This window comes from Alkalihalobacillus sp. CinArs1, assembly GCF_947387515.1.
Taxonomy (GTDB): domain Bacteria; phylum Bacillota; class Bacilli; order Bacillales; family Guptibacillaceae; genus Guptibacillus.
Window position 1 is genome coordinate 1 of record NZ_CANDOB010000005.1, and the last position, 25,932, is coordinate 25,932.

29 protein-coding genes are annotated in these 25,932 nt (G+C 40.8%); 6 read left to right on the forward strand and 23 right to left on the reverse strand.

The annotated features are described in order from the left end of the window. Positions 1 to 263: 263 nt before the first annotated feature. Complete coding sequence (locus PFZ69_RS18610) at positions 264 to 1,130, reverse strand: nucleotidyltransferase-like protein (protein ID WP_270182609.1); 867 nt, start codon at positions 1,128 to 1,130, stop codon at positions 264 to 266. A gap of 184 nt (positions 1,131 to 1,314) precedes the next feature. Between PFZ69_RS18610 and PFZ69_RS18615 the strand changes: the two genes are divergently transcribed. Continuing rightward, on the forward strand, positions 1,315 to 1,674 hold the full coding sequence (locus PFZ69_RS18615; protein WP_270182610.1) for a YgzB family protein: 360 nt from the start codon (positions 1,315 to 1,317) through the stop codon (positions 1,672 to 1,674). A 61-nt stretch (positions 1,675 to 1,735) separates the two neighbouring features. On the opposite strand, the gene perR is transcribed toward PFZ69_RS18615, so the two are convergent. The 7 genes from perR to PFZ69_RS18650 form a co-directional block, all read right to left on the reverse strand. Then, entirely contained in the window at positions 1,736 to 2,170 is a 435-nt protein-coding gene (gene perR, locus PFZ69_RS18620; RefSeq protein ID WP_270182611.1) for a peroxide-responsive transcriptional repressor PerR, read from the reverse strand. Between the two features lie 106 nt (positions 2,171 to 2,276). After that, complete coding sequence (locus PFZ69_RS18625; protein WP_270182744.1) at positions 2,277 to 2,831, reverse strand: cob(I)yrinic acid a,c-diamide adenosyltransferase; 555 nt, start codon at positions 2,829 to 2,831, stop codon at positions 2,277 to 2,279. A gap of 2 nt (positions 2,832 to 2,833) precedes the next feature. After that, the gene (locus tag PFZ69_RS18630; RefSeq protein ID WP_270182612.1) at positions 2,834 to 3,784 is read right to left on the reverse strand and encodes a D-2-hydroxyacid dehydrogenase; all 951 of its coding nucleotides are present in this window, start codon (positions 3,782 to 3,784) and stop codon (positions 2,834 to 2,836) included. Positions 3,785 to 3,989: 205 nt separating this feature from the next. Further along, entirely contained in the window at positions 3,990 to 4,460 is a 471-nt protein-coding gene (bcp, locus tag PFZ69_RS18635; protein WP_270182613.1) for a thioredoxin-dependent thiol peroxidase, read from the reverse strand. 62 nt (positions 4,461 to 4,522) lie between these two features. Continuing rightward, the gene (locus PFZ69_RS18640; protein WP_270182614.1) at positions 4,523 to 4,951 is read right to left on the reverse strand and encodes an ion channel; all 429 of its coding nucleotides are present in this window, start codon (positions 4,949 to 4,951) and stop codon (positions 4,523 to 4,525) included. A gap of 49 nt (positions 4,952 to 5,000) precedes the next feature. Continuing rightward, positions 5,001 to 5,606, reverse strand: coding sequence for a class F sortase (locus tag PFZ69_RS18645; RefSeq protein WP_270182615.1), 606 nt, complete (start codon positions 5,604 to 5,606; stop codon positions 5,001 to 5,003). Between the two features lie 23 nt (positions 5,607 to 5,629). After that, positions 5,630 to 6,439: a DUF4397 domain-containing protein gene (locus PFZ69_RS18650; RefSeq protein ID WP_270182616.1), complete on the reverse strand. Its 810-nt coding sequence runs from the start codon at positions 6,437 to 6,439 to the stop codon at positions 5,630 to 5,632. Positions 6,440 to 6,608: 169 nt separating this feature from the next. Here PFZ69_RS18650 and PFZ69_RS18655 point away from each other — a divergent pair, with 169 nt between their 5' ends. Next, positions 6,609 to 7,160, forward strand: coding sequence for an RNA polymerase sigma factor (locus PFZ69_RS18655; RefSeq protein ID WP_270182617.1), 552 nt, complete (start codon positions 6,609 to 6,611; stop codon positions 7,158 to 7,160). 28 nt (positions 7,161 to 7,188) lie between these two features. Here PFZ69_RS18655 and PFZ69_RS18660 read toward each other — a convergent pair whose 3' ends face one another. The 3 genes from PFZ69_RS18660 to PFZ69_RS18670 are packed head-to-tail and all read right to left on the reverse strand — an operon-like array spanning position 7,189 to position 9,775. Next, the gene (locus tag PFZ69_RS18660) at positions 7,189 to 7,974 is read right to left on the reverse strand and encodes an ABC transporter permease (RefSeq protein WP_270182618.1); all 786 of its coding nucleotides are present in this window, start codon (positions 7,972 to 7,974) and stop codon (positions 7,189 to 7,191) included. Positions 7,975 to 7,977: 3 nt separating this feature from the next. Further along, complete coding sequence (locus PFZ69_RS18665; protein ID WP_270182619.1) at positions 7,978 to 8,769, reverse strand: ABC transporter permease; 792 nt, start codon at positions 8,767 to 8,769, stop codon at positions 7,978 to 7,980. After that, a complete protein-coding gene (locus PFZ69_RS18670; protein ID WP_270182620.1) occupies positions 8,762 to 9,775 on the reverse strand; it encodes an ABC transporter ATP-binding protein in 1,014 nt (337 codons plus the stop codon). The genes PFZ69_RS18665 and PFZ69_RS18670 overlap by 8 nt, the downstream gene beginning before the upstream one ends. A 132-nt stretch (positions 9,776 to 9,907) precedes the next feature. Between PFZ69_RS18670 and PFZ69_RS18675 the strand changes: the two genes are divergently transcribed. Further along, positions 9,908 to 11,203: a glutamate-1-semialdehyde 2,1-aminomutase gene (locus PFZ69_RS18675; protein ID WP_270182621.1), complete on the forward strand. Its 1,296-nt coding sequence runs from the start codon at positions 9,908 to 9,910 to the stop codon at positions 11,201 to 11,203. 168 nt (positions 11,204 to 11,371) lie between these two features. Continuing rightward, positions 11,372 to 12,454, forward strand: coding sequence for an FUSC family protein (locus PFZ69_RS18680; protein WP_270182622.1), 1,083 nt, complete (start codon positions 11,372 to 11,374; stop codon positions 12,452 to 12,454). Positions 12,455 to 12,481: 27 nt separating this feature from the next. On the opposite strand, the gene nikC is transcribed toward PFZ69_RS18680, so the two are convergent. From nikC to PFZ69_RS18730, 10 genes are all read right to left on the reverse strand, one after another. Continuing rightward, complete coding sequence (nikC, locus tag PFZ69_RS18685; protein ID WP_270182623.1) at positions 12,482 to 13,381, reverse strand: nickel transporter permease; 900 nt, start codon at positions 13,379 to 13,381, stop codon at positions 12,482 to 12,484. Between the two features lie 12 nt (positions 13,382 to 13,393). After that, a complete protein-coding gene (locus PFZ69_RS18690) occupies positions 13,394 to 14,398 on the reverse strand; it encodes an ABC transporter permease (RefSeq protein WP_270182624.1) in 1,005 nt (334 codons plus the stop codon). A gap of 96 nt (positions 14,399 to 14,494) precedes the next feature. Next, complete coding sequence (locus PFZ69_RS18695) at positions 14,495 to 16,114, reverse strand: ABC transporter substrate-binding protein (RefSeq protein ID WP_270182625.1); 1,620 nt, start codon at positions 16,112 to 16,114, stop codon at positions 14,495 to 14,497. A 27-nt stretch (positions 16,115 to 16,141) separates the two neighbouring features. After that, entirely contained in the window at positions 16,142 to 17,122 is a 981-nt protein-coding gene (locus tag PFZ69_RS18700) for an ABC transporter ATP-binding protein (protein WP_270182626.1), read from the reverse strand. Between the two features lie 14 nt (positions 17,123 to 17,136). Beyond that, a complete protein-coding gene (locus PFZ69_RS18705) occupies positions 17,137 to 18,141 on the reverse strand; it encodes an ABC transporter ATP-binding protein (protein WP_270182627.1) in 1,005 nt (334 codons plus the stop codon). Positions 18,142 to 18,327: 186 nt separating this feature from the next. Beyond that, positions 18,328 to 20,049, reverse strand: a complete 1,722-nt coding sequence (locus tag PFZ69_RS18710) for an ABC transporter ATP-binding protein (protein WP_270182628.1) — start codon at positions 20,047 to 20,049, stop codon at positions 18,328 to 18,330. A 119-nt stretch (positions 20,050 to 20,168) separates the two neighbouring features. Continuing rightward, complete coding sequence (gene ntdP / locus PFZ69_RS18715) at positions 20,169 to 20,696, reverse strand: nucleoside tri-diphosphate phosphatase (RefSeq protein WP_224885093.1); 528 nt, start codon at positions 20,694 to 20,696, stop codon at positions 20,169 to 20,171. Positions 20,697 to 20,893: 197 nt separating this feature from the next. Then, positions 20,894 to 21,112, reverse strand: coding sequence for a hypothetical protein (locus tag PFZ69_RS18720; RefSeq protein ID WP_270182629.1), 219 nt, complete (start codon positions 21,110 to 21,112; stop codon positions 20,894 to 20,896). Between the two features lie 97 nt (positions 21,113 to 21,209). Then, positions 21,210 to 21,884 carry an SOS response-associated peptidase gene (locus PFZ69_RS18725; protein WP_270182630.1) on the reverse strand — a complete coding sequence of 225 codons (675 nt, stop codon included), beginning with the start codon at positions 21,882 to 21,884 and terminating at the stop codon, positions 21,210 to 21,212. Positions 21,885 to 22,000: 116 nt separating this feature from the next. Continuing rightward, positions 22,001 to 22,234, reverse strand: a complete 234-nt coding sequence (locus PFZ69_RS18730) for a gamma-type small acid-soluble spore protein (protein WP_270182631.1) — start codon at positions 22,232 to 22,234, stop codon at positions 22,001 to 22,003. A gap of 158 nt (positions 22,235 to 22,392) precedes the next feature. Between PFZ69_RS18730 and PFZ69_RS18735 the strand changes: the two genes are divergently transcribed. Next, positions 22,393 to 22,587, forward strand: a complete 195-nt coding sequence (locus PFZ69_RS18735) for a hypothetical protein (protein WP_270182632.1) — start codon at positions 22,393 to 22,395, stop codon at positions 22,585 to 22,587. A gap of 283 nt (positions 22,588 to 22,870) precedes the next feature. Here the strand turns inward: PFZ69_RS18735 and PFZ69_RS18740 are convergent, their stop codons facing one another. Further along, positions 22,871 to 23,632 carry an SDR family NAD(P)-dependent oxidoreductase gene (locus PFZ69_RS18740; RefSeq protein ID WP_270182633.1) on the reverse strand — a complete coding sequence of 254 codons (762 nt, stop codon included), beginning with the start codon at positions 23,630 to 23,632 and terminating at the stop codon, positions 22,871 to 22,873. 4 nt (positions 23,633 to 23,636) lie between these two features. Next, the gene (gene mutY, locus PFZ69_RS18745; RefSeq protein WP_270182634.1) at positions 23,637 to 24,725 is read right to left on the reverse strand and encodes an A/G-specific adenine glycosylase; all 1,089 of its coding nucleotides are present in this window, start codon (positions 24,723 to 24,725) and stop codon (positions 23,637 to 23,639) included. Positions 24,726 to 24,933: 208 nt separating this feature from the next. Between mutY and PFZ69_RS18750 the strand changes: the two genes are divergently transcribed. After that, on the forward strand, positions 24,934 to 25,914 hold the full coding sequence (locus tag PFZ69_RS18750) for a metal-dependent hydrolase (protein ID WP_270182635.1): 981 nt from the start codon (positions 24,934 to 24,936) through the stop codon (positions 25,912 to 25,914). Positions 25,915 to 25,932: the final 18 nt, after the last annotated feature.

Consider the following 25,932-nt stretch of genomic DNA (forward strand, 5'->3'; position numbering starts at 1 on the left):
TCTAGCTTTAAAACAATGTTTGTTTCCGTAGAAACAAGTTCTTGCATGGCGTTTCGTTCAGTTTTCAAAGATCGATTTGTTTCTTTCAATGTCGTTTTCAGCGACTTTATTAATGTAACACATTAACTCGTTCGAAGTCAACAACATTTTTGAAAGTTTTTGTTTGCCGCGTTGCTTTCTTGCGGCGACAAGTAATAATATATCACGGGGTAAAAATATGGTCAACCCTTTTTATAATATTTTCCCCCGTTTATTTTAAATTGCTATTTTGCTCGATACTGACGACTATAAATTCCATTACCTTTTGTTTCAGATAGTAGAACTTCAATTAGTTCTTTCTCTACCATATACTCTAGAAGAGCGCCTAGGTCGATTCCATACTCTTTTAACTGATCGTTCTCCAAGAGCTCCTGATAAGTCCAAACTCCATCGCGCTCATTCATAACCTTCCTTATATGAAGAGTAGCGTTGAAAGATTTAGATGAAAGTGAAAAGTCATTAGCAAGAAGGAGCAATTCAAGGCGTTTATCAAGAGGATCCTCACCAGTGAGAAGCTCAGTATACAACTTAAAGATTTCAGGTTCAATATGTTTCACTTGATTCCAAACGGTGATTTCTGGATGAAAACCATGCTCGATGACAGATAAACGTGCTAGATGATGCAAAGCATGCAAAATAAAATTGTAAGCATCCATATATTGTTTTGAAGCAAACAGTTCCTTACCATCCATATACCTTCTGATGAGTTTAGCGAATTCAACTCCGATCTTGCGAGTACGTTCCTCTAATGGAAATTCACGAATACGCTCTTTCAATCCTGCTATGTATTCATTTCGATCAAAAATGATCTTTCCGTTAACAAGCCATGCCACTAGACGACGATGGCTTCCTGTAAGCAACCAATCATGAACTTGTTGTTCAGAAACAACATGCATCGCTGCTTTCTTGTCCTCAAATTCATAATGCTTAACAAGCCATGGCTTTTGATTATTATTAACGATGATCAATAAAACGACATCAAAGTTATCAGTCAATGGATGATGTGGTTTTGTTTTTTCAATTACAATAACTCCAAGGGTTTCGGGGTGACTTGCTCTTTCCTGGTAAATCGGCCTTAAAAGGTTTTCCATCTGACTTTCCTCCAGCAGTACTTTTTTATTCTTGGACCCGTACCTGTCTAAACAATTCAACATTCAATATTATAAATCCTGTTATAAATTAAGCAATCCTAATTTTGAACTTTTTATGGAAGATGGTAAGGAAAGTGCTTACAGATAATCCATATGCTATACTTGGTTGCAGGAGGGACAAGTGATGCAATTAAAGTATACAAACAAAATAAATAGAATTCGTACGTTCGCACTGAGCTTAGTCTTTATCGGAATTGGTATAATGTATATAGGTATTTTCTTTAAAACATCCGTCTTCTTAATGACGTTGTTTATGATTATTGGTTTCTTAGCAACGATTGCTAGTGCTGTTGTGTATTTCTGGATTGGGATGCTATCGACCAAAGCTGTCCAGGTCACCTGTCCTAATTGCGAGAGAACCACGAAAGTTCTTGGGCGAGTGGATGCTTGTATGTACTGCAAACAGCCATTGACGATGGATCCAAGCTTAGAGGGTGTCGAGTTCGACGAGAAATATAATAGTAAAAAGACTAAAAATAAATAAGGAGCCGCTGTGCTCCTTTTTTGTTAACACAAAAAAAGCTCGCCATTTGAGGCGAGTTTTTTTAGTGTTTATTCTTTTGACACTCCGGACATGAACCGTATATTTCCATCCTGTGGTCGCCAACTTTGAAGCCTGTGACTTGCTCAGCTAGCGTTTCAACTTCATCTAATCCGGGATAATGGAAGTCTACAATTTTCCCACATTCATCACAGATAATATGGTAATGATCAGTCGTAACACAGTCGAATCTGCTTGAAGAATCTCCATATGTTAATTCTTTAACGAGTCCAATTTCCTTAAACACTCTTAAATTATTGTAGACAGTGGCTACACTCATATTAGGGAATTTTCCTTCAAGCGACTTATATATTTCATCTGCTGTAGGATGGGCCATTGATTGGATCAAATGTTCCAATATGGCATGACGTTGAGGGGTAATACGCACACCCGAGCTTTTCATTGCTTCTATCGCTCCATGCAGTTTTTCTTCAGCCATTCGTCATGCACCTCTCTTCCAACAAGCATTCTTACATTATAATGTTTATAATTAGTGTACATGGTAGAGCCATCAATTGTCAATGATCTACTACTCGTGCAAGGAATCACTTCTTTTCATCATGCAAAATAGATTCCTTTTCTCCCATATGATAATTAATATAACGTGCAGCTACGAATAGAAAATCAGACAAGCGATTTAGAAATGAAAGAACGAGCGGATTGACCCCATCTACTAAAGTTGCATTTCGTTCTGCTCTTCGTACGATCGTCCTTGAAACATGTAAACCTGCACCGGCTTGATGTCCACCTGGCAGAATAAAGTTTTTCAAAGGATCAAGTTGTTTCTCCCAAACATCGATCTGAGCTTCCATCTCTTCAATATGAGAAGCTTCTATTTTCCACCCAACATTTTTACCATCAGGAGTGGCTAGTTCTGCACCCACATGAAAAAGCCACGTTTGGATTTTGTGAAAAATATCATCCCAATTCTCTTTTCCATCGAATCGGGCGTTTGAGACATAGCTGAGCGCAAGTCCAATCTGAGAATTCGCTTCATCACAAGTCCCGTAAGCTTCTACTCTAATATCATTTTTTGGGACACGCTTCCCGTAGATTAATGACGTCTCACCTTTATCACCCGTTTTAGTATAGATCTTCATCATTAATACCCCCTATCTAGATTAATATTATTTTGAAAATCGTTCGTACCGTTCATGTATTCGTTCAAGTTTCTTTTGAAAATCTCGATTGCACGAGGCTGATAATTCGGTGATACTCCTGAGTGATGTGGTGTTACAGTAACGTTAGGCATTTCCCAAAAAGGGTGTTCCTTATCGAGCGGCTCGGTTTCAAAAACATCCAAGACAGCATGGTGGATCTCTTCATTGTGTAGTGCACTCACCAAAGCATTTTCATCTACAGTATCGCCTCTTCCAATATTTATAAAAACGGATGTGTCTTTCATCGCACGGAAGTGTTGGCCTTTAAAGAACTGATACGTATCAGGAGTGCTTGGAAGTACGTTGACGACAGTGTCACACTTCGGAAGCATATCCATCACTTTGTCATTAGAATACATGTGATCGAAATATGCAGATGGCTCCCCTTTACGATTCACTCCAATCGTAGTCATATTGAATGCTTTTGCTATTCGACCTATTTCGCCACCAATAGCTCCAGTACCGATTACACCGAGAGTTGATCCAGATATCTCATTTAATGGCATCCTCTTGTTCCACGTATTAGAAGCTTCATTCGCAAGAAGTTCTTTTGTATTACGAGCCGTCATCAGCATCGCCCAAACCGTATATTCTGCCATTTGGATACGATGAATTCCTCTTGCATTCGTAACGAATATCCCTCTCTCTTTTATCGTATTAAAAGGTAACAACTCTACCCCTGCTGATAAGACCATGATCCACTTCAGCTTTTTCGCTTTATAGATATGCTCCTCTTGAACGTCCTCACCATATGTAACCAGTACGTCTGCATCATGTAGGTGTTCCTCTGCTTCACTCATAGAAGGATAAAACTGAAATGTAACTTCTGGGTATTCACTTATCAAATCGCTTTTAATTTGTGATTTAAGTTTTGCTGTAGATACAATGTTCATAGTTTCACCTCAGGGAATTATTATGATTCAAGTATAGCTGATTTATGTTGACCCTTTAAACGAAAACCCTTGAGTTAAGAGAATTTTCCGAATAAACACAATAAAAAAGAGCGCTATTTGCGCTCAAAACTGAAGATATGATCTTCTGATAGACTATGCATATCGACTAGATCTGGATAGTCTTTTGCCATTAAAGCATCACCTTTTAGCCTAGGTATTCTTTAATATAGTTTAGTGCTGTTTCCACATGTTCTTTCACTCTGACTTTGCGCCATTCTTTTACAAGATTGCCTTCCTTATCGATAACGAACGTGGATCGCACGATTCCCATGTACTCCTTACCAAAGTTCTTCTTCAGCTGCCATACGTCATACGCTTCAGCTACTTGATGATCTTCGTCAGCTAGAAGAAGGAAAGGAAGTTCATATTTATCGATGAACTTTTTATGTTTCTCAACAGGGTCTGGGCTAACGCCTAGAATAACTGTATCGAGCTCTTCGAAACCTTCGATATGATCTCTGAAATCACACGCTTCAGTCGTACAGCCAGGTGTCATATCCTTAGGATAAAAATAAAGAACGACGTTTTTACCTTTGTAGTCTGATAGGGATACTGTTTCTCCAGTACTTGCTTCTAATTTAAAATCAGGTGCTTTTTGACCAACTTCAACACTCATCGTTACGCCTCCTTATAATTACTTCTAAAGTAAGCGTACCGAAATACGAAGAAACTTACAACTCATGACCCCTCTTTGTAATGGACGATCGTCGTCACAAAGAATGCTGCTGGCATTAAGTATCCTATCAAAGCTTCGAGTATAGCGATCCAGCGCCCTACCCCGATTGGGGTGATGTCACCATATCCAACTGATAAAAGTGTCACTGCACTAAAATAAAGAACGGATTGCACCCTAGTCAACGCATCCATAGGAATTAAGGAAATATCAATACTACCTTCTCTTAATACAGGAATTTCAAGAATGATTAGCCCTAGATAGATGCAGGCAAAAGCTGTAATCATCGTAAAATATACGATAAATAATAGTACTAGCTTGTAAACGGAGAGAAGACTTCCTGGTATACGCGTCCTCTTCATTAGTGAGACTAGACTTTTCCCAATTCCTAAAGTAGCGATTATCATTGCTAGAATTATCAATCCAATGATCATTGAACCACCTCATAATCACTTTATGAGGATTATTACGAAATAGGACAAACTAATGCGAAGATAGCACGGTATAGACGACCATCCGCTCTTCGTGCGTACCGGCACTTCGATTGAAAGTCCCTGTGCAGGTAATAAGGTTTAATCGTGGTTTATTACTCATACCAAAAATCTTCTCTAGCGGGGCATCATTTCTTGGATATGAAGATGTGCTCTCGACTGTAAACTCATAGGATTTTCCGATATTGCTCGTTACGGTTAGGACATCGCCTGGTTTAAGATCGCCTAGATGAAAGAATACTGCAGGCCCAGTTTTATTATCTACGTGTCCAGCAATTACAGCATTTCCAGCTTCCCCAGGCTCAGCGCCTAATTCATACCACCCTACGTTCTGATCATCTTTTGGCACATCCATTTGACCATTAGGTAACTGACCAACATGTTCAACCTTTGCATCTACATCTATTTCTGGGATCGACAATCGTTCTGGTACAACCCCTTCATATATTGGTGTCTTTGCTTCTGATTTACTTTCATAAGTAACAGCCACTTCTGCACTCTCAGTAACTGGCATCGCCTCTGGCTCAGTATTATCAGAAGAGGAGCAGCCCATGGCTGCCCCTAAAAGAATGATACTGAACACCTTCTTTAGTGACATCGCTGCTCCTCCTCTTTAATGAATTATGCTGTTACCTTTTTACGAATAAAGATGATTGTTCCAGCTGCTAGAATTCCAGCACCTAACAATGTCCAAGCAATCATATTGTTTCCTTGATCAGCCGTACCACCCATTCCTGTCTGAGGCATATCAGAAGGCATGTTTGAAGAATCTACAAGCGGCCAAGCTTCTAAAGGTTGTTCTCCTTCAACAAGTCCGATTGCATATACAGAATAGACATATCCTTCTTTAAGTTCTACTCCAGGGATTTCAAGTACAACGTCTTCAGAACCAGCTGGACGAACTTCTAAATCAACCGTCATAGGATCAACTTCAGCATAGTCAGATGTGGATTTAAAAGCAACATCTGAGAAAAGAACATCTCCATCTTTTACTGCTACATCAACGTTAGGAGCATCCGGGGAAGCATGTACAACTCTTACTTTCGCTTTTCCTTCAGAAGCTTTCGCGTCATCACCTAGCGCCCAAAGAGAAATTCCATCAAGTTTACCAACTGCAGCTGCAGAATATTTCATTCCTTCTTCAAGTGTTACGTTCTGAATGATAACTGGGTCACCTTCACCGTTTTCACCTGCAGGGAAAACTTCGATCTTGTGGTCTCCAGCAGGTAGAGCCATATAATCTGTCGCTTGCTTATACTCAGCACCTTCCACAACCGCTTCTCCATCAACATAAACATCTACTGCCGGTGCATCAGGTGATGCATGAATAACGCGAACCATCGCTTCGTGATCATCCGCAAAAGCCTGAGTACCGATAAGACCAAACATCATAACTAGTGCAACTGCGGACGCCATAAATTTCTTCAACATGCTTCCACTCCTCTTGTTTTGTTTTTGTTATACTTTTGTATAACCTATGTTCAACTATTAATACGACAAAAAGAGTGTGAATGGATCACTTTTTTTAAAGTTAATTTGTTTTTATTTCGAAACAAGGGGAATAAACCTACTAAATTAACTAGAGAGGGAGTTGCGTAACGTGAAGAAAGAAAACTTCGCGATCGGTTACTGGAGCTCGAATAATGAGGAGCTGTTCCAGAGGTTTTGTTACGAAAATCAACAGACGCTGATCAACATCGCACGTCGTATCGTCAATGATCAACAAATTGCTGAAGAGGTCGTTCAAGATGTGTACATGGAGGTCTGGAATAAGCGCAATCAATTCGATCCTAGTAAAGGAAAACTTTCTTCATGGGTGAATCAGATTACGAAGAATCGTGCCATCGATCGAATCAAAAAGGAACAGCGCAGCTTCCAAGAAACGGTGATGGAGGATTTTCGTGCTGTGAACGAAACAGCTTATACACATGATCATATAGAAGATAACCATGTGATCGATCAGGCATTAACGACATTGACGCATGAACAGCAAGAAATCATGAGACTTATTTATTTTGAAGGGTACTCACAATCAGAAGTGGCGACTAGAAAGAAAATTCCACTCGGTACAGTTAAAAGCCGCGTTCGGTTAGGAATTAAAAAACTCAAAGAAAATCTTGCGCTGTCTCAACTTGGCTTAGCTTCTAAATAAAAAAACCAGAGGGAGTCCCTCTGGTCGATCAATTACCTGCGCCTCGATATTTAGTTACACCGATGTTCCACATGAATATGGCGAAACCGAAGAAAGCAAAACCGATTACTGGTGTAAGAAATGCATAGCCGTACCATTCTTCACGGCCTAGAAAATAAGCGGAAGGATAGACACCAACGAATGCAAACGGAAGAATCCATGTTAGGATAAAGCGAATAACTTTATTGTAGATATCGACTGGATATCTTCCATAGTTTCCGATATTGTACATCATCGGCATAATGCTTGTTCTGCTATCAGACCAGAAGCTAATACTAGCAAGAAGAACGAAGATTCCTGCATAAACAAATGCCCCTCCGATCACCATCATAAGAAAAACAAACGGATCATACCAAGATAGAGTTAAATCCAACCTGCTTCCTGCGTAAACCATAACCGCTATCCCCGTAATCATTCCAAACAATGATTCTAGTTCCATTCGTTCAAGGATGATCTGAAACAAACTGTGAACCGGCCGAGTAAGGATACGATCCATTTCTCCTTTAACGATGTACCTTTCATTAAAATCCCAAATGTTAAAGAAGGCACCGAAGATAGCGAACGGAACGAGGAAAAAGCCATAGATAAAGATGATTTCATCCCTCGACCAACCACTCAGCATATTAGTGTGTCCGAATACCACAAGGATAAAGATTAGATTTACAGCTTGAAACAATAGGTCAGACATGATTTCCATCGCCATATCAACGCGATATGTTAATCTCGTTTTCATATATTGTGAAACATATAGAAAGAAAATAGTTGCGTGCTTCATATATTACCCTCCCTGCACGATCAGTTGTTTTTTTGCGATGATCCAGAGAGCTTGAATCGGAATAATTAAAATCGCTGCCCATACCACTTGAAAAAGAAGTGCTTCATAAACGGCAGCACCTTGGAAACCTTCAGTAAAGATCATACTTGGAATATAGCTGATCGCCTGAAATGGTAAAAAGTCCATTACCTGTTGCGCCCACCCGGGATAAAAACTGATCGGCAGCAGTAGTCCAGAGAATAGATCGATAACAACGCGTTTCGCTCGAATAAGGCCGTCGTTGTTAAAGAAAAAGAATGTAAGGACGCCGGTTAACAAATTGATCTGAGTATTGACGATAAAACTAAGAATAATTGCTAGCGTAAAGAAAAGCCACGTTGAGGCTGCTGCTGAAAACTCGATAGGAAAGATTAAGCTAACGATGAACATGCCCGGTATTGAAAAGAAACTCAAACGGAAGATGCCCTCTCCTAATCCTTGCATCGTCTTCATCATTAAATAATGATACGGTCGAATAAACTCTACAGCTACTTTTCCTTCTTTAATTTCTTGAGCGATTTCTCTGTCGATATTATTAAAGTAAAATGCCCGAGCCATCCAGGCCACTGCGATGTAAGTCGTCATCTGAATAACGGATAGGCCTTCGATCTCTCCTTTGTTCCCATAGATCGCACTCCACAAAAAATAGTAGGCCCCAATGTTGATGCTGTAGATCAAGATACCACTATAATAATTGGTACGATAAGCAAGCATCATGAGGAAACGAATTCGAATCATCTCAATATACTTACCCATTGAGCATTCCCTCTTCATAGATGTTACGTATAATCTCTTCAGTCGAAATCTCATGAATCTTAATATCTGTAATACGATGAGCCGCCACGACCCTACCGATCACTTCAGAAATAACGTGCTCTTCATTCACAACGTTTGCAACAAAGACATTTGGGCGATCACCTATCGTCCATTCTGCTTCAAGCTCATTCAATAACGGAACAAGCTTTTCTTTGTTAACATCCTCACCAAACTGAAACTCGATCTGTTTTCCTTCTCCCCAATTCGAACGAAGTTTCGCAAGTTTACCATCATAGATGATTTGTCCCTCATCGAGCATGACCACTCGATCGCATAGTGCTTCTATATCAGTTAAATCATGCGTTGTAAGTAAAATAGTCGTTTTGTACTTTTCATTAATTTCTTTTAAGAAATTACGAATCTTAAGTTTTACTAATACATCAAGTCCAATTGTAGGCTCATCTAGAAACAATAGTTTAGGATTGTGAAGTAGTGCTGCTGCGAGTTCACACCTCATGCGCTGACCAAGTGAGAGTTTTCTAACCGGTTTATCTAATAAAGGGCCAATGTCGAGTGATTCGATCACATGGTTCATGTGTTCGTTATACACATCATCTGGAACGTTATATACTTTTTTAAGTAAGCGAAAGGACTCCTGAACAGCAATATCCCACCACAGTTGAGATCGCTGACCAAACACAACACCGATCGAACGAACGAATTTCTCTCTTTCTTTATGGGGATCCATTCCATTGACGCGAACTGTACCTGACGTCGGAGTCAAAATGCCAGTCAACATTTTGATACTCGTTGATTTTCCCGCTCCGTTCTCTCCAATATATCCAACCATTTCACCTTCATTAACGGTGAACGAAATATCTTTAACAGCTGAAATCACTTTGTAGTTCCTTGTAAACAAATCTCGAAAAGCTCCTTTAAGTCCAGAGCGGCTCGAGTGTGATTTAAAGTCTTTGCGCAGTGACTGCACATCGATGACTTTTTCCATTTGCCTTCCTCCTTTTTACACATACCAATTTAGTTTACAAGAGGCTTTATAAATGTACAATCAATGAGCTTGTTTCTTCCTATATATATCATGCTACAATGAAACAGGAATTAGTTTTAGAAGGAGGCAATTATGAACATTTCAAAATCAGAACAACATCATAAAGAATCACTAGAAATTATGCTGGGCGGAGTCAATAGTCCTTCCCGCTCTTATAAAGGTGTTGGAGGCGGCACCCCGATATTTATGGAGAAAGCTCGCGGTCCTTATTTCTGGGACGTAGACGGAAATAAGTACATAGATTATCTAGCTGCTTACGGTCCTATCATCACAGGACATGCACATCCACATATCACTCAAGCGATTACGCACGCGGCAGAAAACGGCGTTTTGTACGGTACGCCTACCGTACTTGAGAACCGTTTTGGAAAGATGCTTCAAGATGCAATTCCATCTTTAGAGCGTGTGCGCTTCGTGAACTCGGGTACAGAGGCTGTCATGACGACGATCCGTGTTGCTCGTGCTTATACAGGCCGAAATAAAATCGTTAAATTTGCTGGCTGCTACCACGGACATTCTGATCTTGTTCTTGTGGCAGCTGGTTCTGGTCCAGCAACACTTGGTAGCCCGGACTCTGCTGGTGTACCGGCGAGTATTGCGAAAGAAGTCATTACAGTCCCTTTCAATGATATTGAGGCATATAAAGAAGCGATGAATAAGTGGGGCGATGAGGTCGCTGGCGTTCTTGTCGAACCAATCGTGGGTAACTTTGGCATCGTAGAACCGAAAGAAGGTTTCCTTGAACAAGTGAATGAGATTACTCATGATTACGGGGCACTCGTTATCTACGATGAAGTCATCACCGCATTCCGTTTTATGTACGGCGGAGCTCAAAACCTAGTCGGCGTTGAACCAGATATGACAGCATTAGGTAAGATCATCGGTGGTGGTTTGCCGATCGGGGCATACGGTGGTAAGAGAGAGATCATGGAAAGCGTCGCACCACTTGGACCAGCGTATCAGGCAGGTACGATGGCAGGAAATCCAGCTTCCATTTCAGCTGGTATCGCTTGTTTAGAAGTTTTACAACAAGATGGTGTGTACGAACACCTGGATGAGATGGGAGCTAGACTTGAAACGGGTATTCATAAGCTTGCAGAAGAGAACAACATCCAGATTACAATCAACCGACTGAAAGGTGCCTTAACTGTCTACTTTACAGAAGAGGAAGTCGTAAACTATGAGCAAGCAGAAAATACGGATGGAGAGAAATTCTCAACGTTCTTCAAACTTATGCTAAAGGAAGGAATCAATCTGGCACCTTCCAAATATGAAGCATGGTTCCTTACAACGGAACATACGACCAAAGATATCGATGACACACTTGATGCTGTCGGACGAGTCTTCCAACAGATGAGCAACATTTAGTATAGATTAGAGAGGCAGAATAAACGCTATTCTGTCTTTCTTTTAGTAAAAATAGGGCTTGCTATCTTTCTCATTCCATTGTATAACTAGTACATTCTGTAATGTTTAAAAGTGGTAAGACAGGATAATCACTATACTAAAAGCTATTCATGAAAGGATCTATCAAAAATGAAGTTTGGTGCCCGGATTTTTAAAACAGGGCTAGCGATTACGATCGCTCTTTATATTGCTACTTGGCTAGAACTAGACCCACCCTCTTTTGCAGGAGTTGCAGCTCTTTTTGCGATCCAGCCGTCTATTTATCGATCATATCAATCAGTAATTGAACAAATCCAATCAAATATCATTGGAGCTATTCTAGCAGTAGTGCTTGTACTTGTATTTGGAAATCAGCCTATCGTCATCGGACTCGGTGCGATCTTACTCATTGCGATCAACATTAAACTTAAGATCGAAAGCACGATTCCTCTTGCAATCGTGACGCTCATTTTGATTATGAACGCACCTCAAGAAGAATTTATTTCGTTCGCAACCAACCGTTTCCTTGTTATCATGGTCGGGGTGATCAGTTCATTTTTCGTAAACTTGATTTTTCTCCCTCCAAAATACGAAACGAAGTTGTTTCATAAAATCGTACGGAACACAGAATACATTTCGCAATGGATTCGCCTCGCAACTAGAAATGATGCGGAGCATAAGGTATTGAAGGAAAATTTAAACCAGCTTAAAGAAGATACGGTGAAAAGTGATCAGTACTTCCTCCTATATAAGGAAGAACGAACATACTTTAAGAAAAGAGATTATGTAAAAGCACGCAAGTTGGTTCTCTTTCGACAGATGATCGCCACTACTGAAAAATCTTTTGCGATCTTGAAAATGTTAGATCAGCTTGATGTGAAAATATTGATTATGCCTGACGAGGTAAGAAAACTCATTCAGACGCACTTAGACGAATTAACAAACTACCATGAACGTATACATCTGAAATACATTGGTAAAGTACGACACCAATCACCTGAAGAGATGTTAAATATAGTAGATAATGGAGAGTCTTCGTTGACGGAAAGGTACGTAGATTTATATGAAGGCGGAGAGTGTAATCGTGACCTATGGATGACGATCTTCCCATTGATCGGTATGATTATCGATTACCATGATCATCTTGAACATTTAGATCTACTCGTAGACAGCTTCCACTCCTACCACCAAGAAGATAACGAAGTCGACATACAAGAGTTACACGCAAAATAAAAAAAATCAGCCAAACGGCTGATTTTTTTATTTCTTCATTTTCGGATCGAGTGCATCCCTTAACCCATCTCCTAATAAGTTGAATCCTAGAACGGTCAACATGATTGCGAGACCAGGGAAGAAAACGGTCCAAGGTGCTTGGATGATATATTGTCTAGAGTCTGCAAGCATTTTACCCCACTCTGGCTGAGGTGCTTGTGCCCCAAGACCCAAGAAACTCAGCGCCGCCGCTTCGAGGATCGCTGTTGCAATCGCGAGCGTTCCTTGAACGATGATAGGGGCTAACGAGTTCGGAAGTACATGAGAGAAGATGATCCGTGTATCCCTCATCCCTACGGCTCGTGCAGCCATCACATACTCTTCTTGCTTTACACTCAATACCCTTGACCGTACCAACCGCCCAAAGTTCGGGATGTTGATGATTGCGATCGCGATCAAAGCATTTCGAAGTGATGGTCCAAGTACTGCTACTACAGCGATTGCTAGTAGAATACTAGGGAATGCAAGCATGATATCGAAAATACGTGAAATGATCGTATCGACCCAGCGGCCATAATAGCCAGCAATCATTCCTAGTAAACTTCCAATTGCAGCTGAACCTAGTACAGCAAAAAACCCTACCCATAATGAGATCCTTGCTCCGTAAATAATACGTGATAAAATATCTCTTCCGAAGTCATCGGTTCCGAACCAGTGACTCGCTGAAGGCGATTGTAGACGCTCGGATAATTTTTGTTCATTGATACCTTCCGGAGCAATCACTCCGGCAAAAATGGCAAGAAGAATGAAGAAGAGAACAATACCCATGCCGACCATTGCCAGCTTATTTCTCCTGAACCCTTTCCAGGCTTCGCGCCATGGTGAGATTACTTCTTCGTCTGGTTGTTTTGGTACATTTGTTTGCTTCTGCGGAGCAATTTCAGCCATCTTGAAGCCCCCTTAGTTGTATTTGATTCGAGGATCAATTGCAGCATAGAGCAGATCGACAATTAAGTTGATGAATACGAAAATAACAGCGACAACAAGGATACCTGATTGAATTACAGGATAATCTCTAAAGTTGATCGCATCGTAAATATACCTTCCGATTCCCGGCCAACCGAAGATCGTTTCTGTTAGGATAGCGCCCCCTAGTAGAAGCCCCATCTGTAGACCGATTACCGTTAAAACAGGAATAAATGCGTTTTTCAAAGAGTGTTTGTATACTACCCAGAACATTCTCGTTCCTTTAGCACGTGCAGTACGAACAAAATCAGAGCGCATGACTTCAAGCATACTCGACCTTGTCATTCGTGCAATGATTGCCATCGGAATCGTTCCGAGTGCAATCCCTGGTAAGATCAAATGTTTCACTACTTCTCCGAATTGATCCATACGACCTTGGATAAGGGTATCGACAAGGTAGAGATGGGTGATCGCATCGACCGGATTTCTTACATTTTCTCGACCAGTGGACGGAAGCCAGCCTAATTCAAGAGAAAATGCCCACTGTTCCATTAGTCCAAGCCAGAAAACTGGCATCGAAACACCCACTAGAGCAAGTACCATCGCCGTGTAGTCAAACCAGGAGTTTTGAAACCATGCACTGATGATTCCAGCATTTACTCCAATGAAAATTGCAATGACCATCGCTACAAGAGATAGCTCAAGCGTAGCTGCAAGGTACGGCCAAATTTCACCGCTAATTTCTGAACTTGTGCGTAATGATGTTCCAAGGTCTCCAGTAAACAAACCTTTAATGTAGTCAACATATTGTATGTACCATGGCTGATCGAGCCCTAATCGTTTGGTGAGACTTTCGATCGCTTCCTCTGTAGCCTGTTGACCAAGTATGACTTGCGCAGGGTCTCCAGGAATAGCTCTTATCATAAAAAACACGATCAACGTCATTCCAAATAGAACAGGTATAAGCATTAACAGCCGTCTAATTGTATATGCAAGCATATACTCACCTCTTCTTCCTTATGTACGATTCATGATTGCATCTCCGTCTTTAACCGAATAGTAAGGGGGAGTGCTCCACTCCCCCCTGTTTTTCATTTATTGTTCAACAGTAACTTTCGTCAACGTATCAGATCCTGTCGGATGTGGAGAGAATCCTTTTACTCTCTCAGATCCACCAAGTGCTGGTTTAGAATGCACTAGAGGGATCCACGGTGCATCTTCATGGATGATTTCTTGAGCTTTCTTATAAAGCTCTTCACGCTTCGCTTCGTCAGGAGTAGACTGCGCTTCGATCAAGATGTCATGAAGCTCATCGTTAGAATAGTACGTGTAGTTGTTGCTTCCAATATTGTCTTTGTCTAGTAGAACGTAAAGGAAGTTATCAGCATCACCATTATCACCAGTCCAACCAAGTAGGAAGCTGTCAGCTTCACCATTACGAGCTTTTTCTAGGTAAGTTGCCCATTCATAAGATTTGATTTCAGCATTAACGCCGATTTCAGCAAAACTACTTTGAATAACTTCAGCTACTTTTTGACCATCTGGCATATATGGACGAGGTACAGGCATTGCCCATAGCTCCATATCGAATCCATCTTCGTAACCAGCTTCTTTTAGAAGTGCTTTCGCTTTATCAAGGTCATACTCATATGGTTCGATATCATCGTTATACCCACTGATTACAGGTGGCATTGGGTTTTTAGCTGGCTCTGCTTGTCCAGCATAGAATGCATCGATGATCGCTTGCTTATCCACTGCATGATTCAAAGCTTGACGTACTTTCTTGTTATTTAGAGGTTCACGGTTAGATGTTAATCCTAGGTACCCAACGTTCATAGAAGGACGGAAAAACGTTTGAAGGTTTTCATCATCTTCAACTTGTTGTACGTCAGAAGGATTTAATCCATCCATCAAATCGATTTCTCCAGCCATCAACGCATTCAATCTAGCAGAGTTATCTGGAATAGCTCTGAAAATAACGCGCTCAAGTTTTGGATAACCATCCATCCAGTAATCTTCGTTTTTCGTTACAACGATCTTGTCATTACGGCTCCACTGATCAAATACGAAAGGACCAGTACCTACAGGGTTTTCACCAAACTTATCTCCATGCTTTTCAACAGCATCAGGACTTGCAATTGCGAATGGAGACATCGCTAGGTTCTTCAAGAATGGAGCTTGAGGTCTTTTCAATTTAATTTCAACTGTTTTCTCATCTGTTGCAGTTACGCTTTCGATTACGTGACCTTCATCACCTTTAAATCCACCAAACATAGATTTATAGTAATAAAAAGATTCTTCACTACCATTCATCCAGCGGTCGAAGTTAAACACAACAGCATCAGCGTTGAAGTCAGTACCATCGTGGAACTTTACGCCTTCACGAAGCATCAGTGTATATGTTTTACCATCTTCAGAAACTTCCCAGTCTTCAGCTAGACCTGGATTTACCTCTGTATCTTGTTCACCATAAGTAAGCAACGTATCAAAGATATTCTTTGTTACTTTGAAAGACTCACCATCTGTTACAGCTGCTGGGTCTAGTGCAACAGAGTCACCGCCACGTCCGAAGATTAGCGTTCCTCCATCAGCAGATTCGCCACCGTCGGAGTCTCCCCCACCGTTGCCGTTGGTTTCATTAGATCCGCCACAGCCGGCTAATCCAATGGAAAGCAACATCACAAAAACTAATGATAAAATGTACTTTTTCTTCATCGTTTTCCCCCTAGATTATGAATTTATTTATACCTGGTCTTCTTCATAAAGATGGCACGCAGTGTAATGCCCCTGTTCGATTTCCCTGAATTCCGGAACGACCGTGCTACACACATCCATTGCTTTTGGACATCGTGTATGGAATGGACATCCCGAAGGTGGTTTCGCTGGACTTGGCACATCGCCACTTAAAATAACGCGATCCTTTCCATATTCAGGGTCAGGTACTGGCACCGCTGAAAGAAGAGCCTGAGTATACGGATGTTTTGGTTCTAGATAAAGCTTTTCACTATCAGCCATTTCGACTACTCGACCTAAGTACATCACGCCAACCCTGTCACTGATGTGACGTACTACCCCAAGGTCATGTGCGATAAATAAATATGTTAGACCAAGCTCTTTTTGTAAATCTTCGAGGAGATTTAACACCTGAGCTTGAATGGATACATCGAGTGCAGATACTGGCTCATCCGCAATAATTAGCTTTGGATTAACCGCGAGTGCACGCGCAATTCCAATCCGCTGCCTCTGCCCCCCACTAAATTGGTGAGGATACCTTCTCGCATGATAGGGACTCAGCCCTACGATATCTAACAATTCCTTCACACGCTTTTTACGTTCAGCCTTATTCCCAAGTCCGTGAACGATAAGCGGTTCTTCAATGATCTTCTCAACGGTGTGTCGCGGGTTAAGTGAAGCAAACGGGTCTTGGAAAACCATCTGAATATCTTTACGAAGGTTTCTCATCTTGCTCTTGTTTAGAGAAAGAATGTTCTCGCCATTAAAGATGACTTCTCCTTCACTCGGTTCTAGAAGCCTCATAAGCATTCTTCCAGTTGTTGATTTCCCGCAACCACTTTCACCAACAAGGCCAAACGTTTCTCCTTTATGTAGCTTGAACGATACACCGTCTACGGCTTTTACAGTACCAACCTGCTGTTTGAGCACGCCGCCTTCTATCGGAAAATGCTTCTTAAGCTGTTTTACTTCGAGCAATGCTTCTTGCAAATTAGGTGCCCCCCTTAGCTTTCTACCCTCTCTAACAAGGTTGCTTTCTCTTTGTCTTCATGAAGCCAGCATCTTGCCATCTGACCATTACCAGCATCGATTAACTCAGGTGTAACCTCTGTACATTTGTCAAAAGCAAACTTACAACGAGGGGCAAAATGACACCCTGTTTTAATTGAGCCTGGCTTTGGTACGTTACCTGGAATCGAATATAGCCTCTCTTTTCGAGTTCGAACGTCAGGGACCGATTCGATCAGGCCGATTGTATACGGGTGTTTTGGAGATTCAAAAATCTCTTTCGTTGTACCCTGTTCAACGATTTTGCCTGAGTACATAACTACGATTCGATCGCACATCTCCGCAACAACCCCAAGGTCGTGCGTAATCATGATGATGGAAGTATCCGTATCATCGTTAAGTTTTTTCATCAGTTCAAGTATTTGTGCTTGAATCGTTACATCGAGTGCTGTTGTCGGTTCATCAGCAATAAGAACATCAGGTTCACAAGCCATCGCCATCGCAATCATCACCCGCTGCCTCATACCGCCTGATAACTGATGAGGATACTCGTTCATCAGTTCTTCAGCTCTTGGCAGACCTACCAGCTTCAAAAACTTAATCGCGTGAGCCCAAGAATCCTTTTTGTTCCACTTCTTATGTATTCGAATTCCTTCTACGAGCTGATTCCCGATCTTGAAAACAGGATTAAGAGACGTCATCGGTTCTTGGAAAATCATGCCGATTTCATTCCCTCGAATCTTTCTCATTTCTTTTTCAGATTTTGATAGGAGATTCTCGCCCTTATACGAAATTTCACCACCTACAACTTTTCCAGGTGCTGAAATAAGCTGCATGATGGATAGGGACGTAACACTCTTTCCAGATCCAGACTCTCCTACTATTCCTAACACTTCACCTTTGTTGACATGAAAGTCAACTGAATCTACTGCAGGAATTTCACCATCATCGGTAAAAAAGTGAGTTTCTAACCCGCTGACTTTTAACACTGGTTGTTCCACTCTCTCACCCCTTTCAACCAATTCTGAATTTTTTAATTAAACTAAAATCTGTTTATAATTATTACATTAAATCGAAAACTTGGCAATGAGAGATAAAAAATTTTCTGTCATCTTTTGACGCTTTTACGCAAATATGTGCAAATAAACACAAAAAAGCACCCGATTTGGGTGCTATTGTTGTTAATATCACAAGTTTTGAACTTGGAATAACTGGTGATAGGAACCTTTCAATTCCATCAATTCACTATGGTTTCCAATTTCTGATATATTTCCATTTTCAATAACGACGATGCGATCAGCATGCGTAATCGTAGCTAAGCGGTGGGCAACGATGAAAGTGGTTCGGTCTTTTGCAAGATCTCCTAACGCTTCTTGTATAAGGTGTTCACTTTCTAAGTCGAGTGCAGATGTTGCTTCATCTAAAATCAGAATAGCTGGGTTCTTCAAGAATACTCTTGCAATAGCAACCCGTTGCTTCTGTCCACCAGAAAGCTTAACCCCTCGTTCACCAACAGGTGTGTCATAGCCTTGAGGAAGATCTTTAATAAATTCATGAGCATTCGCTGCTTTAGCAGCAGCAATAACTTCTTCTTCCGTTGCATCTGGATTCCCCATCTTTATGTTCATACGCACTGATTCACTGAAGAGTATATTATCCTGTAGAACCATACCGATATTATTTCTAACACTTCTTGCATGATAGTCACGAATATCAGTGCCATCAATTTCGATTTTACCGCCCGTCACATCGTAGAAACGCGGAATCAAACTGACAAGAGAAGACTTCCCTCCACCGCTCATGCCGACAAGGGCGATGGTTTCACCAGCTCGGACACGAAGATCGATCCCTTTTAAAACCGGAAGATCTTCATCGTTATATTTGAAGTAGACATCACTAAAATTCACATCACCTCGAACATTTTTCAACTCTCGAGCATCTTCACGGTCTACGATATCGTACTTTTCATCCACAAACTCAAAGACTCGGTCCATTGAAGCGATTGACTGAGTGAGTGTTGTAGAAGAGTTAACCAAACGCCTAAGAGGGTTATACAACCGATCCATATAAGTTACAAATGCTACCATCTCACCAATTTTTAGGTCCCCAGAAATAACGAGGTATGCTGAAAATGCAATAACGATGAGTGGCGCCACATCTGTGATCGTATTAACGGTCGCAAACGTTTTAGCGTTCCATTTCGTATGATCGATTGCACGAGAAAGGAAATTTGTATTTCTCTTATCAAACTGTTTTTGCTCATAATCTTCAAGAGCGAAACTTCTTATAACCGGCATTCCCTGTACGCGTTCATGAAGATGACCCTGAACTTCAGCAAGAGCCTGAGACCGGTTCTTCGTTAAATCGCGTAATCGTTTATAAAAGTATTTAACTGCAAAACCATACAATGGTAAAAGAATAATTGCTGCAACCGTTAACCATACGTTCATGAATGACAAGATTACAATAATGATCACGATTGTGATCATATCTAGCCATACATTCATAAGCCCGGTAATCACGAACGTTTTCGTTTGCTCAACGTCATGAATCACTCTCGAAATAATCTCTCCAGCTTTATTGTTCGAGTAGAACTTTAAACTGAGCTGCTGAATATGAGAGAAAAGCTTATCTCGAATATCATAGAGGATTTTACTTCCGATCCATTGTGCAAAATACTGCCTGAAGTATTCTACTGGTGGTCTTACAATTACAAATAGAAAGAACGCCCCTCCCATTAACCACAGCAACTGTTCATATTTCTCACCACTCGTCATACCATTTGCATTTATGATATCGTCGATCACATACTTCAGAATCAACGGAAGCAAAAGTGGTATTCCAAACTTCAATATCCCTATACCGATCGTAATTCCAATCTGCTTTCGGTATGGTCTAACAAATCGCATATATCTCTTGATACTGCCCAGATGACATCACCCTTTGTTTCATTACCTCTTGCATCGTTGTGCTAACAGGTTCATTTCTATCATGCAAAAACCTGTTGAAAATGATTCAACAGGTTTTCTCACCTATATTGTAAAAATTGTTCATACCATTGATCGACAAAACCTGGTGCGAACGGTCCTTTTCGTTGATGTATCCAATTCATCAGTTCTTTAACGTTTTCCTTAACGATATGGTCGATTGCATCTGGATAATTCATTTCTTTCTTATGAGCTTCATACTCATCTTCATCTAAAAGTTTATAAGTCATATCGGGATATATCTTAATATCAAGATCGTAATCAATATACTTTAGTGCTTCCTCATCGTACGTAAACGGTGTACCAAGGTTACAATAATAGTAAATTCCGTCAGTTCTCAACATGCCGATAACGTTGAACCAGTGATTAGCACTAAAATAACAAATGGCTGGCTCACGAGTTCTCCACTGTCTACCGTCTGATTCAGTGACGAGAATACGATCGTTTCCCCCGATGATTTCTTTCGATGACCCTTTAAGTACGATACTCTCTTCCCATGTTCTGTGTAGAGTACCACGGTGTTTATAGCTTTGAATTTGAATTCTCGTTCCGGTCGTTGGGAAACTCATCTCCTTCTCCTTTCTAAGAAATTCCGGAAAACGATGAATGCCTCACGTAAGGCAGACTCACAGCATCCTTCTTTCCTTCCGATCACTACAAAGTTTATCAATCGTCTCTTCCTATTAATTCCCCTCTATTATAACGCTTAACATCCGAAAGTTAAAACAAAAGCGCCATTCGAATGAATGGCACTCCATGTAGTCCATTAAACTGACGTCTTTTCAAACGTAGAGATCACTTCGGTAATCAAATTATTAAAGTCTTCTTCCATTCTCAACAGCTCTTGTTTCTGTTTTACTAACGCTCCCTGCTCTAACGTGGATGCAGATAACATCTCTTCTTTTGATTGTATTTCCTTCTTCGTATGAATCATCTTATCGGCAAGTTGAAGCTGTAATTGAATAAGTTCATCGAATCGATCCATTCAATTTCTCCTTCCCATTCATACTGTCTACGAAAAAGAATTCAATAGGAAAAAGAAATTTCCTTTCTCAATATGTGTTGAGATATAGGAACTTTTGTCATATCTCTTCTATCGGAAGAACGCATGTCTCATCTTCATTCTTAGGCGAATTAACATGGGTGGAAACTTCATACGCATTCATTTTGTCACTAGGATACGATACCATCATATCTTTCAAGATGTTGAAATCTTCAATAGATGGATCCAGCCAGTCATGCTCTTGCTCTTTTGGCAATATAACTGGCATTCTGTTATGTATCTCTTTCATCATGTCGTTTGCCTCAGTAGTTAAGATCGTGCATGTGTAGATCGATTTTTCTCCTTCTTTCCACTGTTCCCATAATCCAGCCATTGCAAACGGTTCACCTTTGTTTACTTGTATTCTCATTGGAACTTTTCGATCTTTATCCTTTTTCCATTCGTAGAACCCATCTGACAATATGATACATCTGCGTTTTTTTAAAGCATGTTTAAAACTTGCCTTTTCAGCTGCTGTTTCACTACGTGCATTGATCAACTTATTCGCAATTGATGCATCTTTGGCCCAAAAGGGAATTAACCCCCACCTCAGCGTACCTAATCGGTTTTCATCATTCGCTCGAATGATGGTTGGCACTTGTTGCGAAGGTGCTATATTATAGCGAACAGAATAATCATCAATTGTAATTTGATCGATTTGAAATCGTTCGATCAAAGCATCTAACTCGGCTGTAAGCGAAAAGCGTCCACACATAACCATTCCCTCCCTAATGACATTTTCTTCGTTGAATGCCCTTATTCCTTTGCTCAATAAAATTATATTAAAATAATGAAACGGGGCTGACATGGTCAGCCCCGTTAGGGAAGCAATTATTGTTGTTGCTGGTTTGGTTTTTGAGCAGGCTGAGCTTGACGAGCTTTTGCTTGCTGTTGAGCTTGCTGCTGAGCTTGTTGCTGAGCTTGCTGAGCTCCCATTTCTTGACCAAATTCAGCACCGTACTGCTGCTGATTAGCTTGACCAGCAGAACCTTTGCTCTGTTGGTTTTGTTGTTTCACGTGTTGAATGCTTGTACCAGCTTGTGTTTGTCCTGGTTTCTTTGCCATGGCTTATCACCTCCCACAAACAATAGAATATCCAGATAAAAAATAGATATGTACGTAATGAGATAAATTTTTTAGGATAGTTTTCCATTGTTTCCACCCCCTTTTTTGATAGCTTTTTCTCACCTGTTGCACACTAACTAACGAAAGGGGGTTCATCGATGGATCACAAGCGAGATATGACTGAACTATCCATGATGCCTAAAAGTGACTGGGAGAATGGTGAGCTTGCCTTTTTTCATCACAGCTTGCAACAGATTGCTCCTTATCTAAATAGTGAAGGCGTAGCCATCCATAGGGAGATCATCAAAGAAATCGAACATCGTGGAGGATTGTCTTTTGGGGGAAAGAGGTAAGTTTAACTAACAAGATGTTGGTTTTGGCGCTCCGAATATCGTAGGAATTTGAATACCGTTTGCTTTCCTGCGGAAGAACGCCCGGATTTCCTCCCGGACAAACAACGTCCGGTCCGGGGTTTTGGTAGCCCGTTCTACCGCGGGAGTCAAGCGGTATTCACTTCTACTAGAAAGAGCAAAATTCAAGTGAATTTTCCCTTCAATTTGTTTTAACTCATTCAGCTACACTTTTAGTGCAGCGCGAATACACTTCCTGTATTCCGATACAGGAAGTTTTTTTCGTCTAAAAGTTTGACCGAGATTGACCACCATCAACGTTTAAGGTAGCTCCAGAGATCCAAGATGCTCTTTCTGATGCTAGGAACACTACAGCGTCAGCAACTTCTTCAGGTGTCCCAAATCTACCGCCTGGTATTTCACGATCAACAAAAGCATTGATTTTTTCAGGGTTCTCATCTAGCCTCTTCTGCCAGTTTCCGGTCGGATGAAGAATAGCCCCTGGCGCAACGCCATTCACACGGACTCCTGAACGAATCACTTCATCTGCCATCGCTTTGGTAAAGCTGATCAACGCAGACTTCGCGTTGTTGTAGGTCGGTTTTCCACCAGACTCTCTACCGAATATGGAAGAGATATTGACGATTGAACCGTAACCCTTCTCCTGCATTTCTTTAGCCGCAAGTTGACTCAAGTGAACAGCTGAATAAAAATTTAGTTCCATTGCTTTATGGAACTGATTAACATCCGTTTCCATAATCGTTGTTCCGCTACTGCCTCCCGCATTATTAACGAGGATATCGATCGATCCAAACTCTAATAAAAACGAATCGATAAGATGCACGCGTTTATGATCATCAGTAATATCCGCTTCAAAAATCGCGATGTTGTTATTTAGTTCAGCTTTTGTTTCCTCAAGTTCCTCACGGTTCCTCGCACAAATGCCTACGTTTGCTCCCTCATGATAAAATGCAGAAGCGATTGCCTTTCCAATCCCTTTCGAACCTCCTGTTATTAAAACATTACGCCCTTTTAAGTTTAATTCCATTACGCTATTCTCCTTTCACGATTTGTTTAACAATCTTTTGATGTGCAACTGGAAATGCGAATTTTTCAAGTTCACTCTCATTTACAAAACGAACGGTTTCAGTTTCGTTAATTCCATCAACTTCACCTTTATAAACTGTTAAATACCACTTAATATGACTGAACACGTGGGTGAATGTTGTCAATTCATCTTGAATAGTGGCTGTTCCACCGTATTCATCACGAATATGAGTGATCAATTGTTTTTCTTTTAACCCGCCCTCTGTAAGCTCAACATTTACAAATTCCCATAGTCCAGCTAACAATCCATCTTCTGGACGCTTTCTAATCAAGTACCTCCCACTTGAATTTTGAAAAACAGCTACCGCTATAGGTACTGGTCGAGGCGCTTTTTTCTTTGATTTGATCGGAAGCTCTTCTTGAGAACCTTCATGGAATGCTCTGCAGTGAGATTGGACTGGACAAAGTAAGCAAGAAGGCGATTTAGGCGTACATATGATTGCTCCTAATTCCATTAAGCCCTGATTAAAAGAAGAAGGGTCTTCTTTTGAGATAATTTCTCTGATGACTTCTTCAAAGATTTTTCTTGTTGAAGGTTTTGCAATATCTTCCCAGATGCCTATTATTCTTGAAATCACCCTCATCACGTTGCCGTCTACAGCAGGTTCAGGAACACCATACGCTATGCTTAAGATCGCTCCTGCAGTATAAGGTCCAACACCTTTAAGCTTTGAAATTTCGCTTGGTGTATTTGGAACCACCCCACCATATGTTTCTGCCACTTCTTTTACCGCAGCTTGTAAATTCCTTGCTCGCGAGTAATAACCGAGGCCTTCCCATGCTTTTAATACCTCTTCTTGTGGAGCATTCGCAAGGTCTTCAACAGTAGGGAATTTCTCTAGAAAATGATGAAAATACGGGATGACCGTATCCACCCTTGTTTGTTGTAACATAATTTCGGAAACCCATACGCGATAAGGGTCTTTATTTTCTCTCCATGGCAGTATCCTTTGTTCACTTCTGAACCAATCGATTAAATCATTTTGAAATTGTTCTTCTTCAAATGAGTGTAGAAGTTCCTTTACATTCGTCATTGTTCAACTCTCCGATACTTTAATTGCTTTGTTCTTCCTCTTCGCTTAATTAATACATATAATATCGTACCTTATCATTTCCAAACAGCATTTAACTTTTCACACAAACGATTATTGGGTATAACTAAACTATAGACTATATAAAACCAAAGCTTTCTATTTAGAAAATAAGGCATAAACGCTTTTTACTAAGGAGGATCTTTACCATATGGATACTGGGACACATGTGGTCATGGGATTGGGGCTAGGAGCTCTCGCAACACTAGATCCAGCAGTAGCTCAAGATCCCATCACCGCTCAGAGCGTTCTAATCGGAGCGCTGATTGGATCTCAGGCCCCAGACTTTGATACCGTGCTCAAGTTAAAAAACAATGCTGTATACATCAGACACCATAGAGGAATAACGCATTCGATCCCAGCCGTCTTACTTTGGCCAATTTTGATAAGCAGTGGCATCATGCTGTTTTACCCAGAAACAAATTGGCTCCACCTTTGGCTTTGGACGTTTTTAGCAGTGTTTATTCATGTGTTTGTAGATATCTTTAATGCTTATGGTACACAAGCGTTAAGACCCTTCTCCAACCGATGGGTAGCTCTTGGTGTGATCAACATTTTTGACCCGTTCATCTTTTTAAGTCATATAGCTGGACTTGTACTATGGTATATAGGTGCAAATCCTGGTTATACCTTTTTAACCATCTACGGTATATTAGTGCTCTATTATTTATGGAGAATATACGAACAGCGTAAGTTGATCAATGCTGTTAAAGAACGTATACCAGATGCAGTCGAAGTCATCGTATCACCTACGATCAGGTGGAGTAGGTGGCACATTGCCATTAAATCTGAAACCCAGTTTTTTGTAGCGAGGGGTGAAGGCACTACGATTCATATTCAAGATGAATTCGACCGTGTTCCTGTGCCTGAAACACCAGTACTAGAAACTGCAAAAGAAGACCCTAACCTGAGCGCATTTCTTTCGTTCTCTCCTGTATATAGATGGGAGATTGAAGAGACAGAAGAGGGATATGAAGTGAGGTTCATCGACCTTCGATACCGCAGCAAAGGTCATTACCCATTCGTTGCAGTTGTTCAAATGGAAGATCAGTTAGAAATCAAAAGCTCATATACAGGCTGGGTGTATAGTGAAGACACGCTTAGGAAGAAATTGGACCCTGCCATTGATTAATTCCATATGAAAACCGGC